This is a genomic window from Rhodoferax sp. GW821-FHT02C08 (assembly GCF_059421805.1).
Map to the genome: position 1 here is coordinate 222,392 of NZ_JBWKVR010000003.1, position 17,460 is coordinate 239,851.

The window sequence follows — 17,460 nt, forward strand, 5'->3', positions numbered from 1 at the left end:
GTGAAGTCAGGGCAGCTTTTCCATCCGCACCGTAGGCTCGGCCGTGACGCGTGACAGGTCGCGCAAGCCATCCAGCAGGTGGTTGGCGAAATAGCTGTTCTGCGTGTCCGGCTCCATGGCCGCCAGCACCAGATTGCCCATGGGTTGGCTTAGCGGCACATAAAAGCTGTTTTGCGGCGCATCCACCACACCCGGCACCAGCGTGACCTTGGTCTGGACGATGGGCGCGCCGTCCTGGATGGCACCGCGCACGTCTTGCCGGCTACCTTCGCTGCGGCTGCTTTCCAGATAGGCCTCGCCCAGCAGCGAACCGGGTTCCGTGACCCGCATCACCTGCACCCCCAGCATCTGCAAACGGTCCACGGCCACGGTCGAGGTGGCCGACAGCCAGTAGCCGCAGGGGCGGCTGCGGGTTTTGGTGTTTTGCAGCTCCAGGGCGGAATTCCAGTCCACCGTGACCTTGCGGTCAGCGCCGGTGTTCGGGTCCAGCAGGGTCAGGGTGTACTGGGCGCTGGTGGGGCCGGCTTCCACCACGGCCTTGCCACGGCAGGCCTGGCTGGCCACGTCACGCTCCATATAGGGCCGTAGTTGGTTCAGCTCGTCGCTGCGGCTGGCCGTGCTTTGCAGCATGCTGACCATGGCCGTGACCTGGGTGTGGACGCGGCGCTGGATGTGCTGGCGGCCGACGCCCACGCCCCGGGTTTCGACCAGCATGCTGACCGTGTTTTTCAGGCCGTTGACGTTGCGCCCGGTATCGGGCTGCGTGCCGCCCATGGACACCAGCAGGTCGTCCGCCGTGTTGCTGGTGGTGTAGTACCACTCGCTGCTGAGCTTCTGGTTCTTCAGGGCGGCCAGCAGGGGGCGGCGAAACCATTCCTCAGAGGCGCGGGTCAGAAACTCGGGCAGGTTGGCCGTCATGGCGTACTGCAGCAGCGCGTCGTATTTCTGGATGCCACCAAACTTTTGCAGATAACGGCCCGCCACCGTGTACTCGTGCGCGTCCACCACCACCATGGGCTGGTAGTTGCGCTCCAGCTGGGCCAGTGCACGGGCTTCCGGCGTGTTCAGCAGCAGGTGGTCGCGGTTCATGTCGATGCCGTTGGCGGTAGCGCGCTGGTTGGCGGCCGCTCCATCGGGGTTGGCGCGTGGCACCACGATGACATTGATCTTGTCCAGCATGGGCTCCAGCAGGCCCTGGCTGAGTTCGCGGGCCACCACCAGCAGCGCCTCGCTGCCGGCGGGTTCATTGCCATGTTGCTGCCCCACCAGTAGCACGGTGGGGCGTCCGGTGGCCAGCACCGTGGGGGCGTCGGGGCTGGACGCCCGGGTCAACAACAGGGCGACCAGGGGCGAGCCTTGCTGCGATTGGCCCATGGACAGCACCGTGGCCTTGACACCCGGGCTGGGGTGGGCGGCCAGCTCGTTGAGCCAGTCGATGATTTCCGGGTTGCTGGTGAAGTTGCTGCGTCCGCTCTGCAGACCGGGCGTGCTGTAGGCCAGCGGCGGTGCCGGGAAGCGCGCAGCCACTGCCGGGCTTTCCGTGGCATCGGCACCGGTATCGCTCAGCGCGACGGCCTGTGGGGGATTGACCGGGCTGGCCACGGCCGCCGGAGGGGCTGCCGCTGGCTTGCTTGGTGCGGGGGGCGACGTGGGTGCAATGCGCGTGGGTGCTGTCGTGTCGGCGGACGTGGGCCAGGGCGGCAGCGGCGTGGATGAGCAAGCGACTTGCAGCAGCACCAGCGCGGCTAGGCAGGCTGCGTAGACCGGGCGGGTGGCAGGGAGCACGGGAGAGGCGGTGCGCATACGAGGGGTCATGGTGGCCAAACTGCTCTGCTATGGAATGTGGCATGTTAACGGAAGGTATCTCCGTTGTTCAGCCTGCTGGCAGCAACTGGGGGGCACCCCGAAAGCCAGGGCCTAGGCTAATGCCATCCAGGACAAACACGGTTCACGCAAAGCCGGCCGCCATGTATGCTTGTGCCGTCAGTGCAGCTTGATTTGTTTTGACCACCATGGCTACCTACCCCCAGAAGCCTAGTGTTGGCAGGATGGCTGCTCTACGGGGCTTCATATGTTGCAAGAAGGAATGCGTCGAGCATTCAGTCATCAAACGCACCGTCTACCGACAACGGAACCTTAGCGATTCAAGTTTGCGATAGAACGTCGCTGTCGTTTGCATTCTCAGTCGCTCGATCCTTGCGTCTTAATATTGCTCATAGGAGCAGTAAATGGTGCGTCTGTGACCACGCTATCGGATGAAGCAGGGTTTCACCATTTCACGCGCAAACCCAGCGAACCCTGTACCGTACTCTTCACCTTCGCATCGCCGCCCGAGGCCCACTGCTTTCCGATTTCGCTGTAGATGCTGGTGGTCTTGTTCAGCTCCAGGGTGAAGCCGCCGGCCAGTTCGCTGGCGGTAAAGCCGGTGCGGCTCGTGATGTCGGTCGTGGTGGCAGCTCCGATGAAGTGGGTGACGTCGGCGCCACCGCTCGCCTTGTAGATGTTGAAGCGGCCGTACGGCTGTAGTGTGCCGAGGCTCGTGTAGCTATCGCCTTTCACGCGCACACCGACGCGCGCGATCCAGCCGTCGTTGCTGTCCTGCCGCACGTTGGCACCAGAGATCACGATGTCGTCCAGCTTCAGGTGCTGGTGAATCAGCTGCAATTGCGGCTCGATCTTCCAGACGCTTTCGCACATTGTGAATGCCTGGCCCACTTCGATCGACGCCATCAGGCTGTTGCCTTTGCCCGAGTTGCGTTGAGTCGACAGGGGTTCGATGTTGTAACGGTGTCGCCCGGCTTGCAACACGGCGTCGGCGTAGAAGCCCGAATCGGCGGTCCAGGTGCCGTAGGCGCCCAGGTACTGGCTGCTCAGGTCGTTGGAGCCGACGTCTAGGTTGGCGATACCGCTCGAGAAGCCGCTGACCCGGACGCTGCCGTCGAGCTGGCCGACGTACACGCCGGCGTGCCAGTTCGATGTGGCGAATAGATCAGTGCCAGACTGGAAACCCTTGACGTTGCCCTGGCTGTGCGGGTTGACTGTGCCTTGCTGGCGGATGTCGATGTTGGCGGCGATCACGCGGCCCCAGGCGCGGAGCTCGGTGTCGGTCGATGCGGCGGCGCCTGTCTTGACATCGTCGTCGCCGATGCGTTGGTGCAGGTTGCCGATCATGGCCAGGTTTGCCTGGCGTATTTGACTGGGCAACCCGGAGAGCAGGGGGACTTCGGCGCGGTAGGTCGGCACTTGCACGGCGCTCGTGCTTGTCGTTGCCGTGGCGGTTGATCGCAGATACCAGTTCTCGCCGGCGCCGTTGGCGTCGGCGGCGTACAGGCGGTACTCGTAGGCACCTGCGTCGACGTGGCCACCCGCGAGCGCGAACGCATCTTTGGTGGTCTGCGCGGTGGTGGTGGCGCCGTTGAGTGCCGAAACCACTTCGATGCCATTGCCGGTGGTCAGCGCCCCCAGGCCCCCGGCGTTGTTGATCTGCAGATTGGTGCTGCCGCTGACCGTGCCGCCATTGAGGACGATCTGATCGGTTAGCGAGCTGGAACCGCCCTGTGACGTATTCAGCAGCACCGTGCCGCCCTGGCCAATCCAGTTGCCGTTGACGGTCAGGGTCTTGGGAACAAAGGTCGTGCCGGGTGCCTGGAAGTCGATGCGCCCGGCGAGGGTCAAGCCGCTCAAAGCGGAATCACCGGTCATCGTCCACCGACTGGTGCCGTCAATGGCCAGGGTCACCGGATCGATGGTACCGGTCAGGCTCGAACCGTTCAGCAAACCCATGCTGACGGCACTGCCGGCGTCTGTCACGATGTCTCCGCTCAGTGTGCTGCGATCGGCAGTCAATACAAACGTGCTGCCGTTCGTGACATGCAACAGCTTGCCGCCCGAGACGGCCGAGGCCGTGCTGTTGGTCAGCGCAAGCGAAGAACTGCCGGTAGCCGCGTTGACCTGGATCAGATCGCCCGAGGTGTTGCTGATGGCAAAGCCATCGAAGCTGGCTCTTTGATCGGCACCGGTCAGAAAACCAATGGCAACGCCCGCTGCCTTGACTGTGCCGCCGCCCGTGGCTGCGATGGTGGAGTTGCTTCCCGTAATCAGTGCGCCATAGCTCGACGCGTCAGTGGTGTTGATATGAAGCGCGCCTGTTGATGTGATGGTGCCACCCAGGTCGGCCAGCAGACCGGCGGCGTAAGACTCCAGATTGCCGCTGGGAAGGTTGGCCTGCGTGGCGCTGCTTACGTCAATGAGCATCGTGCCCGCCAGGTTCACCTGGGAGCCGACGTCTCTCGAAGAGATGCCTTGGCCATTGACGCCCGTGACGTTGATCGATGTGTTCGAAGACGTACCTGCGGTCACGATACCACCGGTGACCGCCCGGATCCCGGATCCGTTGATACTGCTGATATTGAAAGTGGCCAGCCCGTTGTAGGTAATGCTGCCCACCGTGGTGACTTTGAGTGCGGAAGCCTGCGAGCCACTGGTCGTGAGATCCAGTGCACCATTCAATGTGATGGTGGCCGAATTGGCCGCAATGGCATCCGATCTGTTGCCGCCCGCGGTGTTGATGGTCACGGCGCCATTGGCGACCAGGTCTGAACCGGTGAGGGCGCGGATCCCTGGGGCAAATGCGGAGCCACTGCCCATCGTGATGTCGACGGGGCCGTTCAATGTGACGAGGGTGCCGCTGTCTTCGGTCAACACGCCATGGTTGCCCGCCCCGTTGGGCAAGTTGATCGACAACAGTCCGTCGACGGTAATGGTGCCACCGAGGCTGGCATGGAGGCCCAGGTTGTTTGAGCCGCTCGTGCCCACCCTGGTGATGGTAGCGCCGTCCTGCAGGTGGACCTGCGAGTCTGTGTCAGATGCATATGCTCCTGCCGCGTTGTTTCGGGACAAGGGCAGGGGCACGGTGGCAGCGGCGTTGATTACGCCGCCCGTCTGTGCAGCCAGTGCACCGGTGTTCGTGGTCGCACCAGTGCCGTTAAAGCTGCCCACGGCAGCACAAGTTGAGGAGAGAGTGGCCTGGACTTGCGCGCCTGCAACAGTGGTGCAAGCCGCCAGGGCCGCGTCCGACGCAAGGCCGGCCGCTATGGCCAGAATGGCGATGGGAACACCGTGCCCACAGAGGCTCTCGGCTGCAACTGAGCCGGCATTCCGAGTGGCACAGGTGATCGGATCAACATGTGGGTTTGCTGTTCGCTGCGCGGGGTAACGGTATTTCATCGGGTGTTTTTCGAGGTTCCTCTTCGTCGGCTGACGCGAGGGGGAGGCTATTTGTTGCCCTGCCACGAACGTACAACTCAGTAATCTTCGTTCCCCTGAGGTCTGCAGAGATTTCGTTTGCGCGCGGCGAACGTCCAGAGCTGAAGTATTGGTTGCTTTACATAAATACAACAGAGCAATAAGTCTCGAACTTAGAGTGAATTTCTGAAAATGCCCCAACCACTCGAGGAAGTAAGGTGCCGCATTCATGCACCGAGTTGCTCAATTCGTCGCACCGGTGGCGCGTTTGTGGTTCGGGTGCGCAGAAGCCTTGTCCTGTGTGCGTTGATTTCCGTGGAGTCCTGACCTGGGTATTGGAGTAATGGGATGGCAAGCACCTCTTAGTGGCAAGAGGGTTGCAATAGAGGAAACTTGGGTCTCCCCAGTATCCAAGGAACGTCAGACGGCAACAGTCTGAGTCGGCTTAAGTCTGATCAAGAACGTCTTGCATGTTCATGGCGTTGATGAGCATGGCGTGGTGACGCTCTCAGGAAGCAACTCAAGCGTGTCTAGGTCTGTGCGCAACTGCCCGCTTGCCACCGGGGCGCCAGGCTATCCCGGTTCTCCGCCTGGTCCAGGTAGGTGTAATGCAGTGGTAGGTCTGCGCAAAGTGGCGCACGGCGACCAGAAAGAGCGCGATGCGTTGCTTGCTGGACCAGATATGGGTGGATTCTTCGGCCATCTCGGCCATTCACACCGCATCCTGTGCGGGGTTGACGACGTCGATGGCCGAAGAGTTCAGGTTCAGCTGGTCGCCCGGCACGAGCACCAAGTGCCTAATTTTTTTGCCTTACGACAAGCGCCGGAGCAGTACTTCACCTGGTCCCAGGTCTTGGCCCAGCGTTTACGCCAGGTCATGGTCCGGCCACAGGCCGCGCAGAGTTTGCTGGGCAGGGACTGCTTGTTGCCCTTGAACGAGGCCGGCGGCATGGACCGGAATTAACCCTTCTTGGCCCAGGCGCTGCACCAGCCCTTGGCAGCGACAACCTTGCCGGCGAACAGCGGGCAGGCACCGGTGGCATCGCCGGCCTTGCCTTGGTACAGGGCGCAGCTACCGCAGTTTTGGCCGGCAGCGTACTTGGGGTATTTTTTAACGTCGGCCTTGGTGCCGTCGGTCACGTAGCCGAGGGCAGCAGCTTGGGGGTCTTTGTCATCGACCTTGGCCTGGGCGCGTGCCAAAGTGCTCAGTGTGGCTCCGCCGGCGGCGACTGCCATCAAAAATACGCGTCGTTGGGTCTTCATGGGGTTTCCTTATGAGCGCCCGCTTAAAACTGCGGACGGCTGCCGTCAATAGCAACGGCAGTCGCAGCATACGCATAGTTCACAAGGTTTGTCTTGCGCCAAGTCAAGACACAACGGGTTAGTCTGCTACTGCTCAGTCATTTTGTGACCCGCGGTGCGCCCAGCCGGTGGTGTGCTTTTCAACGTAGCTGAACAGCTCGTACATGGCCATGGCCATCGCGCCCACCACCATCAGGCCGGCAAAGGCCAGGCCCATCTGCATCGACGATCCGGCCGAGATCAGCAGGTAGCCAATGCCCTCGTTGGCGGCTGTCATCTCCGACACCGTGGTGCCCACGAAGGCCAGCGTGATTGCCACCTTCAGCGAGCCGAAGAAGTAGGGCATGGAGCGCGGCAGGCCGACCTTGACCAGCACGTCCCAGCGCTTGGCGCCCAGCACCCGCAGCACGTCTTCCAGCTCGGGCTCCAGCGTGGCCAGGCCGGTGGCGATGTTCACCATGATGGGAAAGAAGCTGATCAGGAAAGCGGTCAATATCGCCGGCCCGGTGCCGATGCCGAACCACACCACCAGGATGGGCACGAATGCCGCCTTGGGTAGGGCGTTGAAGGCCGTCATCAGCGGGTAGATGGCCGCATAGGCCAGGCGCGAGCTGCCGACCACAAAGCCCAGCAGCACGCCAACCACGATCGCCAGGCCAAAGCCGGCCATGGTCACCCAGTAGGTGCGCCAGGCGTGGAGGGCGATGGGGCCCTTGAATTCGACCAGCTGGGTGGCGATGCGCCAGGGGCTGGGGAAGATGAATTCCGACACGTCGAAGGCGCTGCAGATGCCTTGCCACAGCAGCACGATGGCGACCAGCAGCACCCAGGGCGACCAGCGTTCCAGGGTCTTGGCGTTCATGGCGTGGTCTTTCGTATCGAGCCGATGTGGCCGCGCAGCTCGTGCACGATGTCAGTGAATGCGGGCGTGTAGGTCAGCTCCAGCTCGCGCGGGCGCGGCAGTTCGATCTGCTTCTTGACGATGAAGCGGCCCGGGCTCTTGCCCATGACGTAGACCGTGTCGGCCAGGAACACGCTCTCGCGCAGGTCGTGGGTGACCAGGATCACGTTGAAGCGCTGCTCGGTCCACAGGTCGCGCAGGATGCACCACAGCTCCTCGCGGGTGAAGGCGTCGAGCGCGCCGAAGGGTTCGTCCAGCAGCAGCATCTTGGGCTCGTGGATCAGCGCGCGGCAGATGCTGGCGCGCTGCTGCATGCCGCCCGACAGCTGCCAGGGGAATTTGTCCTCATAGCCGGCCAAGCCGACCTTTTGCAGCAGCTGGCGCGCACGCTGTTCGAACTCCTTGCGTTTGGCCTTGAACTGGCTGCGGTAGGGTTTGACGATTTCCAGCGGCAGCAGCACGTTGTCCACCGTGGTTCGCCAGGGCAGCAGCGACGGCGCCTGGAAGGCCATGCCGGAGATCTTCAGCGGCCCGGTGACCGGCTGGCCGTCGATGCGGATGCTGCCCTTGGACGGCATCTTCAGCCCGGTGGCCAGCTTCATGAAGGTGGACTTGCCGCAGCCCGAGGGGCCGACGATGGCGATGAATTCGCCTTGCTGGACCTGCAGGTCGATGGCTTCGACGGCGAACTGGTTTTGTGCGCGCAGCTCGTCGTTGTAGGCCAGCCAGACGTCGCGGAAGTCGACAAACGCGGGGGTATTCACAAATTTATAAGAAATAGGCCGCTCGCGCAGGTATCAACTGCGCGAGCAGCTATAAAAAGAATAGTGTTTACTTCTTGGCTGGAAGTACGTTCAGCTCGGCAGCGCTGGGCAGGAAGCTGCCGTTCCACACCGCTTCCGGGTTCACGCGGGTCTTGGTGGCGAAGGCATCGGATACTTGGGATGCCATCAGCGACAGGCGCGGCGGCGTGGTTTTGCCAAAGCCTTCAGTATGCGCGTTAGGGGTGTTGATGGCGGTGTCCAGGGCCATGTTCAGGCGGCGCAGCTCCAACGCGCTGTTGATGATGCCGTCGCGGGCTTTCACATCTTCAATCGCGGCGGCGGGCTTCGCGATCACGTCCTTCATGCCCTTGGCAAAGGCCTGCAAAAAGGCTTTTACGGCGGCCGGGTTCTCCTTGATCAGCTTGGGAGAGGCGATGATGGCGTTGCCATACAGCTTGACGCCGAACTGCGGGTAGGGCAGCACCAGCACGTCTTCGGCCTTAGTGCCGCGTGCCTCCAGGTTCAGCAGCGAGGTGAAGGTGAAGCCGGTGATGGCGTCCACGTCACCACGTACCAGCATGGTTTCGCGCAGTGGCGGGTCCATGCTGGTCCACTGCACGCCGGTGATGGCGTTGGCCTTGGCGAAGATGGGGAAGGCGCGGCGGCCGGCGTCGAACACCGGGGCGCCCAGCTTCTTGCCCGTCAGGTCGGCGGGGGTTTTGATGCCAGATTTTTTCAGCACCATCACGGATGCCGGTGTGTCGGCGTAGACCATCATCACCGCCACGGGTTTGTTGGGGGCGTCGGGGTTGTTGGCGTGGAACTCCATCAGTGCCGCCATATCGGCAAAGCCCATGTCATACGCGCCGGATGCCACGCGGGTGACGGCCCCACCCGAACCGTTGCCCGCATCAATGGTGACATCCAGCTTGGCGTCTTTGAAATAGCCCTTGGCTGCGGGGGTGAGGAAGAGGGCGGCCGGGCCTTCAAAGCGCCAGTCCAGCTGAAATTTGATGGGTGTGGTTTGGGCAAATGCCGGTACGGTGGCCAGCAGGGCGGCGCAGGCCAGGGCAGACTGCAAAAAGACGCGTTTGGTCATGGAGTTTCCAGAAAGAGTTAGCTGCATTAGAGCAAAAAAGGTGCCCATGCCCATAAAAAAACGCACCGTGCAGGTGCGTTCTTTGTGGCCCTCAGTTGCCCGAGGGGGCTGGTACTTATTTGTGCACGGTCGCGGCGTTGGCCACGGCCAGCGCAGTCATGTTGACCACACGGCGCACGGTGGCCGATGGGGTCAGAATGTGTGCAGAAGCAGCCGCACCCAGCAGGATCGGGCCCACGGTCACGCCCTGGCCACCGGTCATCTTCAGCACGTTGAACAAGATGTTGGCCGCGTCCAGGTTGGGGCAGACCAGCAGATTGGCTTCACCGTGCAGATTGGTTTCGGCGTCCATCAGCGAGGCTTCGCGCATGGGTTGCGATAGAGCCGCATCGCCTTGCAGTTCGCCATCGGATTCGATGTCGGGCGCCATGGCCTTGAACAGTTCGTGGGCCGCACGCATCTTGCGGGCCGAGGGGCGGTCCGACGAGCCGTAGTTGGAATGCGACAGGAAGGCAACCTTGGGTGGCAGGCCGAAGCGGCTGACTTCGTCGGCAGCCATGACGGCGATGCTGGCCAGTTGTTCGGCAGTCGGATCTTCATTCACAAAGGCGTCGGTGATGAACAAGGTGTGCTTTTCCAGCATTAGCGCGTTGAGCGCGGCAAAGCCGGAGGCGCCTTTCTTTAGGCCGATGATGTCGCGCACGTGTTGCAGATGGCCTTCGTAGCGGCCCAGCAGGCCGCACAGCATGGCGTCGGCATCGCCCAGGCGCACCATCAGTGCGGCGATGGTGGTGTTGGAGCGGCGCACGGCGGCCTTGGCCACGTCTTGTGACACGCCACGGCGGCCCATCAGGCGGTGGTAGGTTTCCCAGTACTGGCGGAAGCGGGAGTCGTCTTCGGGGTTCACCACTTCCACGTCGGTGCCGATACGGATGCGCAGGCCGGCCTTGAGGATGCGGGCCTCGATCACGGCGGGGCGGCCGATCAGGATGGGGTGGGCCAGGTTCTCGTCCACGGCCAACTGGGCAGCGCGCAGCGTGCGTTCGTCTTCACCTTCGGCATAGGCAACGCGCTTGGCGTTGGCGGGCACGGCCTTGGCGGCACTGAACACCGGGCGCATGAACATACCGGTTTGATAGACGAAGCGCGACAGGCTTTGGCGGTAGGCCTCCATGTCCTTGATGGGGCGCGTGGCCACACCGGACTCTTCCGCAGCCTTGGCCACAGCGGGGGCGATGCGCAGGATCAGGCGCGAATCGAAGGGGGTGGGGATCAGGTAATCGCTGCCGAACACCAGTTCCTTGCCAGCGTAGGCGGCGGCCACTTCTTCGCTGATGTCGGCCTTGGCCAGGTCGGCAATCTGGCGCACGCAGGCCAGCTTCATGGCTTCGGTGATCTTGGTGGCACCGCAGTCCAGCGCGCCACGGAAGATGTAGGGGAAGCACAGGACGTTGTTGACCTGGTTCGGGTAGTCGGAGCGGCCGGTGGCGATGATGCAGTCGGGGCGCACGGCTTTGGCCAGCTCGGGACGGATCTCGGGTTCGGGGTTGGCCAGCGCCAGGATGATGGGCTTGGCGGCCATGGTCTTGACCATCTCGGCCGTCAGCACGCCGGCGGCGGAGCAACCCAGGAATACGTCGGCTTCATTGACCGCATCGGCCAGCGTACGGGCCGAGGTGTCTTGGGCGTAGCGTTCCTTGGAGGCGTCGAAGCCGCCCGCGCGGCCGTGGTAGATCACACCCTTGGAGTCGCATACAAACACGTTCTTGCGCTGCACGCCCAGGCCGACCATCACGTCCAGGCAGGCAATGGCAGCTGCGCCGGCGCCGGACACGGCAACCTTCACGTCTTCAATCTTCTTGCCGACCAGTTCCAGGCCGTTCAGCAGGGCGGCGGAGGAGATGATGGCCGTGCCGTGCTGGTCGTCGTGGAACACCGGGATGTTCATGCGCTCGCGCAGTTTTTGCTCGATGTAGAAGCACTCGGGTGCCTTGATGTCTTCGAGGTTGATGCCACCCAGCGTGGGCTCCATGGCGGCGATGATGTCCACCAGCTTGTCGGGGTCGTTCTCGGCCAGTTCGATGTCGAACACGTCGATGCCGGCGAACTTCTTGAACAGGCAGCCCTTGCCTTCCATCACCGGCTTGGACGCCAGCGGGCCGATATTGCCCAGGCCCAGCACAGCCGTGCCATTGGTGATCACGCCGACCAGGTTGCCGCGCGAGGTGTATTCGGCGGCCAGGGAGGGGTCACGTTCAATGTCCAGACAGGGGTAGGCCACACCTGGCGAGTAGGCCAGCGATAGGTCGCGCTGGTTGGACAGCGGCTTGGTAGGGGTGACGGAAATTTTGCCCTTGCTGGGGGTGCTGTGGTATTCCCGTGCGGCGTCGCGCAGAGCCATTTCGGCAGGGGAAATTTCTTTGGCCATTGAGTGTGTCCTCGAAGAATTTTTATGAAAGGTAAGCCTAACGCAAGCCACAGGCGATAAACATTGTGGAGCCTACTTACGTTGTGAAAAGTTATGCGAAGGATGTATGACGTTATGCGATTGATGCAAGCGGGTCCGCCAGCGTGCGGGCCTTGACCTTGGTGGCGCGGCGTAGGTCTTCCAGGTTCAGCTGTTCGTCGGTGTGTTTGGCCTGTGACTTCCAGCCTGCAGATTCGCGTGCAGCCCGGTTTCGTGTTCTGGTGCTGTTCCGCAGGTGACATTGAAGGCTTTCACAGGCGCTTTGTTGCACATTTTCGTTGGTACAGTGTTATGTCGCGGACATAAACCAGACACATTTGTTAACAAACTTGGAGACATGATGAAAACCCACGACCTCAAACATCTATCGGCGCTCATCGCCGCGCTCTTTGCTGGTAGCGCCGGCGCGTCGGGCTTCCAACTGCTGGAGCAAAACGCCAGTGGCATTGGCAATGCCTTTGCTGGCTCTGCGGCGGTGGCCGAGAACGCCAGCACCATCTACTTCAATCCGGCCGGTATGACCGAGCTCAAAGACCGCGAGTTTTCGATTGGCGCGACCGCTATCAAGCCCGGCTTCAAGTTCCAGAACCAGGGCTCTTCGGTCGGCACGCTGGCCACCGCAGGTTCGGGCGGTGACGCCGGACACTGGGGTGTGGCACCCAATGGCTACCTGTCGTGGAAGCTGCAGGACGGGTTGTACGCCGGTATCGGCTTTGGCGCGCCGTTTGGCTCCAAGACCGACTACGAAGCGCCCTGGACCGGCAGCGCGCAATCGAATCAGTTCGATGTCAAGACCTACAACATCAACCCGTCGATTGCCTGGAAGGCCAACGACGTGGTCTCGTGGGGCTTTGGTCTGAACTGGCAGCGCCTTACTGCAGATTACTCGCGCCAACTTGCGGTGGTGCCAACCGTACCGCCAGGCCTGCCAGGCGCCACGCCGCTGGCGCTGAGCATTGACGACAATGCCTGGGGCTGGAACGTGGGCGCGCTCATCAAACTTGCGCCTGCAACTAAGGTCGGCGTGTCATACCGCTCCAAGATCAAGTACGACCTCACTGGCACCCTGACGGGTGGCAGCCCGTCGGCCGCAGTGAACGCAGCGATTGGCGCCAACGTCAAGGCCAGCGTGACTTTGCCTGACACCTTCATCGCTAGCGTGACGCACCAGCTCAACCCGAGCTGGGAGTTGCTGGGTGACCTGTCCTGGACCGGCTGGAGCAGCATTCCCAAGATAGACATCGTGCGTACTTCGGGTGCAGCTGCAGGTACCGTGGCGCAGACCCTGGACACCGAGTTCCGCGACACCTGGCGTGTGGCCGTGGGCGCCAACTACAAGTACAACGATGCCTGGAAGTTCAAGTACGGCGTAGCCTATGACCAGACTCCAGTGAAGGGCGCTACCACGCGCCTGGCCTCGTTGCCGGACAACAACCGCATCTGGCTCTCTACCGGCGCGCAGTGGAAGCTCTCGCAAGCCTCCACGCTGGACTTCGGTTTGGCCTATCTGTACTTGAAGGACGCACAGATCCAGAACAACCAGGCCGCTGCTGGTCGGGGGGCTTTGAACGGCACCTACAAGGACAGTGGTTGGGTCATGGGCCTGCAGTACTCGCAGAGCTTCTGATCGTTTGATCCACCGCGCGGCTGCGTCCGCGCTTTGACGACAAAAGGCCCTGAATCGCGCAATGCGGTTCAGGGCCTTTTCTATGCAGCGAGTGACTACGCCAGCAAGTCGCGCAGCGTGCGCGCAATCACCTTGGTGGCGCGGCGCAGGTCTTCCAGGTCCAGCCTTTCGTCGGCACGCTTGGCGTGCGATTCCAGCACGGTGCGCGGGCCGGCGCCGTAGATCACGCCAGGGATGCCGGCCTCCGCATACAGCCGCACGTCGGTGTACAGCGGTGTGCCCATGGCCGGAATGGCCTCGCCAAACATTTCCAAGCCGTGCTTCTGTATGGCCTCGACCAGCGGCGCATTGCCGGGCAGGGGCTGCATGGAGTGGGCCAGCAGCAGGCGCTTGATATCCACCGTGATGCCGGGCTGGCTGGCAGCCGCGTCGGCAATGATCTTGCGGATGTTGGCTTCGACTTCGACCGGGTTTTCTTCGGGAATCATGCGGCGGTCTAGTTTGAACGTGACCTTGCCGGGCACCACATTGGTATTGGTGCCGCCTTCGATCACGCCCACATTCAGGTAGGGGTGGGTGATGCCTTCTACCTGGGATGTGACCTGCTGGTACAGCGTGTTTTGCGCGTACAGGGCGTTCAGGATGTGGACCGTGCCTTGTAGTGCATCTACGCCGCTGGTGGGGATGGCGGCGTGGGCCATCTTGCCGTGCACGGTGACTTCCATCTGCAGACAGCCATTGTGCGCGGTGACCACCTGGTAGGAGAAGCCGGCGGCAATCATCAGGTCGGGCCGGGTGATTTTGTTTTTTAGCAGCCAGCCCGGGCCGAGTTCGCCGCCGAATTCCTCGTCGTAGGTGAAGTGCAGCTCGACAGCACCCTTGAGCGGCAGGCCCAGGGATTCCAGCGCCCGCACCGCGAAGGTGAAGCTGGCGAAGTCGCCTTTGCTAACGGCCGTGGCTCGACCGTACATCTTGCCGTCAGCGATTTCAGCACCATACGGGTCATGCGTCCAACCGTCGCCAGGTGGCACCACGTCGCCGTGGGCATTCAAGGCAATGGTTTTGCCCGGGCCGTAGGCGCGGCGGACCACCAGATTTGTGATGGACTGCATGCCGGCGGCCTGTACCTCGGCGGCGGGCACGGCATGTTTCTCTGCTTCAAAGCCAAAGGCCTGCAGCAGCTCGGCCGTGCGCTCGGCGTGCGGTGCGTTGTTACCGGGCGGAGTGTCGGTGGGGACCTGGATCAGGGCTTGCAGGAATTGGACTTCGGCGTCGAAATGGTTGTCAATCCAGTCGTCTAGGCGGGCGTAATCTGTCATGGGGATTCGTTTGCGAGTTGGGTCAAAAGCTGGGCGAAGGCATCCACTGCCAGCTGCATATCGTTGTTGGTGCTGCTTTCCAGCGGGTTGTGGCTGATGCCGGAGTTCTGGCCGCGTACGAAGAGCATGGCCTGGGGCATGATTTCATGGAGCTTCATGGCGTCGTGGCCAGCGCCACTGGGCATGCGGTACAGGGGCACGCCCAGGTCGTCCACCGCACGTTCCCAGCGCTTCTGCCAGGCAGGTGCGCTGGGGGCGGCGGCGGCGCGCATGGCCTCGACCAGCGTGTAGCGCAGGCTGCGGCGTTCGCAGATGGTTTGCAGTGCGGCCACTACGTCGTTAGCCAGGGCGTCGCGCTGCGCATTGTTCGGCGCGCGCAGGTCCAGGCTGAACTGGCACAGGCCCGGCACGACGTTGATGGAGCCGTTGGGCACCTGCAGCATGCCCACGGTGCCGACTGAGTCACCATCGCGCGCGGCACGTTGCTCCACAAACAGCGCCAGCTCGGCCACGGCGGTGGCTGCGTCGCGGCGGCGGTTCATGGGGGTGGTACCAGCATGGCAGGCAACGCCCTGAACCTCGCCGGTATAGCGCACGCTGCCGTTGATGGAGGTGACGATGCCCAGCGGAATATCCAGCTCGTTGAGCACCGGGCCCTGTTCTATATGTACCTCGACAAAGCCCAGGTAATCGGCGGCCTGGCGTTGCAGGGCCGGGATGTCTTCTATCCGCAAGCCTGCATGCTGCATGGCGGAGCGCATGCTGATGCCGTCGACGTCGGTCTGGTCCAGCCAGCTGGGGTTGAAGTCGCCAATCAGTGCGCCCGAACCCAGGAAGGTGGCTTTGTAGCGCTGGCCTTCTTCTTCTGCGAAGCCAACCACCTCCAAGTGGAAGGGCAGTCGCTTGCCTTGGCGCGCCAGTTCGCGCACACAGGCCAGGGGCACGTAAATGCCCAGGCGGCCGTCGTATTTGCCGCCGTTGCGCACCGTATCAAAGTGGCTGCCGGTGAGCAAGGTCTTGGCATCTGGCGTAGCAGCGTGGTAGCGGCCCACCACATTGCCCACGGCATCGATAGACACCTCGTCAAATCCGCAGTCGCGCATGGTGTCCACGATCTGCTGGGCGCAGGCGCGGTGCGCGTCGGTCAGGTAGGTGACGGTGAGCTGGCCCTTTTCGGCGTAGCCGGGGTCGGTGTGGACGCTGAGTGCTTCTTGCCAGTCCCAGACTAAGTTGCCCGCCAAGGGCGCGCTGCCAAAGGCGTCGTCCAGCCGGATTTCCACGATGCGGTGGATGTTGCGCAGTGCTTCGGCCTGTTCAAAGTCGGCCGAGTTGCGCAGGCGGCGCTGGAAGGTGTCGATGATTTCTTGCTTGCGCAGGCCGGTGCCGCGCGGGCCGCGCACGGCAAGGATAAAGGGGAAGCCGTTGTGCGCACGGTAGTCGGCGTTGAGCTGCTGCAGCAGGGCCAGCTCTTCGGGCGTGCAGCGGGTCAGGCCGGCCTGGTTTTGCTCGTGGGTGGATTCGGCCGTCAGGCTGTTGGCCTCCATGGCCTTTCCTGCCAGGTCAGGGTGGGCGCGTATCAGGTTCAGCTGGGCCTGCTTGCCGGCCGCGGCCAGCACCTGCACCATGGCGTATTTGAATTGTGCGAGAGAGCGGAACGGGCGATGCTGTAGCGCCTGCTCGGCGATCCAGGGCGAGTGTTCGTACAGGCCAGGCAACTGCTGCAACACGGTCTCCAGGGGAGCCGTGTTGAGGAAATCTAGCGTCAGTGCCATGCGAGGCTCAGCCTTTGAAAGGGTGGGTTTCGTGCCAGTGACGGGCGATGTCGATGCGCCGGCAGATCCACACGCGCTCGTGGCTTTGCACGTAGTCCAGGAATTTCTGCAGTGCGCCGAAGCGGCCAGGCCGTCCGAGCACGCGGCAGTGCATGCCAATGCTCATCATCTTCGGGGCTTTATCGCCCTCGGCGTACAGCACGTCGAAGCTGTCCTTCAGGTACTGCAGGAAGTGGTCGCCGGTGTTGAAGCCTTGCACCTGCACGCAGCGCATATCGTTGGTGTCCAGCGAGTAGGGCACGACCAGGCGGGGCTCCACCGTGCCGTCGCTCTTGGTGGTGGGCATCCAGAAGGGCAGGTCGTCACCGTAGTAGTCACTGTCGTAGCTGAAGCCGCCCTGGTCGGCCAGCAAGCGGCGGGTGTTGGGGCTGTCGCGGCCGGTGTACCAGCCTTGGGGCCATTGGCCGCCGGTCAGCTTGCGGAGGATTTCCGTGCCTATGGCCATGTGCTCACGCTCGGTGGCTTCGGGCAGGTTCTGGTAGTGGATCCAGCGCCAGCCGTGGCAGGCGATTTCATGGCCCAGGTCGATGAAGGCCTGGGTCAGTTCGGGGTGGCGCTCAAGTGCCATGGAGACACCGAAGATGGTCAGCGGCAAGCCGCGCTTTTCAAACTCGCGCAGGATGCGCCAGGCACCCACGCGCGAGCCGTACTCGTACATGGACTCGATGGTCATGTGACGGTCTGGGAAGGGCTGGGCAGTGATCAGTTCGGACAGAAATGTTTCCGATGCGGCGTCGCCATGCAGCACATTGTTTTCGCCGCCTTCTTCGTAGTTCAAAACAAACTGCACGGCGATCTTGGCCTGGTTGGGCCACTGCGCGTGGGGTACCTTGCGGCCATAGCCGACGAGGTCACGGGGGTAGTGGGGGCGGGGGGCGGATGTCTCGGTCATAGGGCTCCTCAAG

The 17,460-nt window shown here is 62.7% G+C and carries 13 protein-coding genes; 2 read left to right on the forward strand and 11 right to left on the reverse strand.

Annotated features, from left to right (window positions below):
* Positions 1-6: 6 nt before the first annotated feature.
* From AC07VY_RS05125 to AC07VY_RS05135, 3 genes are all read right to left on the reverse strand, one after another.
* Positions 7-1,815: a M14 family metallopeptidase gene (locus tag AC07VY_RS05125; protein WP_495096503.1), complete on the reverse strand. Its 1,809-nt coding sequence runs from the start codon at positions 1,813-1,815 to the stop codon at positions 7-9.
* A gap of 453 nt (positions 1,816-2,268) precedes the next feature.
* Positions 2,269-5,226 carry an autotransporter family protein gene (locus AC07VY_RS05130; protein ID WP_495096502.1) on the reverse strand — a complete coding sequence of 986 codons (2,958 nt, stop codon included), beginning with the start codon at positions 5,224-5,226 and terminating at the stop codon, positions 2,269-2,271.
* Between the two features lie 538 nt (positions 5,227-5,764).
* Entirely contained in the window at positions 5,765-5,956 is a 192-nt protein-coding gene (locus AC07VY_RS05135) for a cryptochrome/photolyase family protein (protein WP_495119475.1), read from the reverse strand.
* Here AC07VY_RS05135 and AC07VY_RS05140 point away from each other — a divergent pair.
* A complete protein-coding gene (locus AC07VY_RS05140; protein ID WP_495096662.1) occupies positions 5,876-6,208 on the forward strand; it encodes a hypothetical protein in 333 nt (110 codons plus the stop codon). The two genes, AC07VY_RS05135 and AC07VY_RS05140, sit on opposite strands and share 81 nt — an antisense overlap.
* Here the strand turns inward: AC07VY_RS05140 and AC07VY_RS05145 are convergent.
* The 5 genes from AC07VY_RS05145 to AC07VY_RS05165 all read right to left on the reverse strand — a co-directional run bounded on the left by AC07VY_RS05145 (position 6,205) and on the right by AC07VY_RS05165 (position 11,738).
* Positions 6,205-6,507, reverse strand: a complete 303-nt coding sequence (locus AC07VY_RS05145) for a high-potential iron-sulfur protein (RefSeq protein ID WP_495074586.1) — start codon at positions 6,505-6,507, stop codon at positions 6,205-6,207. The genes AC07VY_RS05140 and AC07VY_RS05145 overlap by 4 nt on opposite strands.
* Positions 6,508-6,640: 133 nt before the next feature.
* Positions 6,641-7,408, reverse strand: coding sequence for an ABC transporter permease (locus AC07VY_RS05150; protein WP_092756129.1), 768 nt, complete (start codon positions 7,406-7,408; stop codon positions 6,641-6,643).
* Positions 7,405-8,211, reverse strand: coding sequence for an ABC transporter ATP-binding protein (locus AC07VY_RS05155; RefSeq protein WP_495096501.1), 807 nt, complete (start codon positions 8,209-8,211; stop codon positions 7,405-7,407). The genes AC07VY_RS05150 and AC07VY_RS05155 overlap by 4 nt, the downstream gene beginning before the upstream one ends.
* Positions 8,212-8,278: 67 nt before the next feature.
* Positions 8,279-9,310 carry an ABC transporter substrate-binding protein gene (locus AC07VY_RS05160; RefSeq protein WP_495096500.1) on the reverse strand — a complete coding sequence of 344 codons (1,032 nt, stop codon included), beginning with the start codon at positions 9,308-9,310 and terminating at the stop codon, positions 8,279-8,281.
* Between the two features lie 115 nt (positions 9,311-9,425).
* The gene (locus tag AC07VY_RS05165; RefSeq protein WP_495074583.1) at positions 9,426-11,738 is read right to left on the reverse strand and encodes an NADP-dependent malic enzyme; all 2,313 of its coding nucleotides are present in this window, start codon (positions 11,736-11,738) and stop codon (positions 9,426-9,428) included.
* A 379-nt stretch (positions 11,739-12,117) separates the two neighbouring features.
* Here AC07VY_RS05165 and AC07VY_RS05170 point away from each other — a divergent pair, with 379 nt between their 5' ends.
* Positions 12,118-13,404, forward strand: coding sequence for an OmpP1/FadL family transporter (locus AC07VY_RS05170; RefSeq protein WP_495096499.1), 1,287 nt, complete (start codon positions 12,118-12,120; stop codon positions 13,402-13,404).
* 95 nt (positions 13,405-13,499) lie between these two features.
* On the opposite strand, the gene AC07VY_RS05175 is transcribed toward AC07VY_RS05170, so the two are convergent.
* The 3 genes from AC07VY_RS05175 to puuE are packed head-to-tail and all read right to left on the reverse strand — an operon-like array spanning position 13,500 to position 17,447.
* The gene (locus AC07VY_RS05175; RefSeq protein WP_495096498.1) at positions 13,500-14,723 is read right to left on the reverse strand and encodes a M20 family metallopeptidase; all 1,224 of its coding nucleotides are present in this window, start codon (positions 14,721-14,723) and stop codon (positions 13,500-13,502) included.
* Positions 14,720-16,495, reverse strand: coding sequence for a 2-oxo-4-hydroxy-4-carboxy-5-ureidoimidazoline decarboxylase (gene uraD / locus AC07VY_RS05180; protein WP_495096497.1), 1,776 nt, complete (start codon positions 16,493-16,495; stop codon positions 14,720-14,722). The genes AC07VY_RS05175 and uraD overlap by 4 nt, the downstream gene beginning before the upstream one ends.
* A 7-nt stretch (positions 16,496-16,502) precedes the next feature.
* Positions 16,503-17,447 (reverse strand): allantoinase PuuE, encoded by a 945-nt coding sequence (gene puuE, locus AC07VY_RS05185; protein WP_495096496.1) that lies wholly within the window; start codon positions 17,445-17,447, stop codon positions 16,503-16,505.
* Positions 17,448-17,460 lie beyond the last annotated feature (13 nt).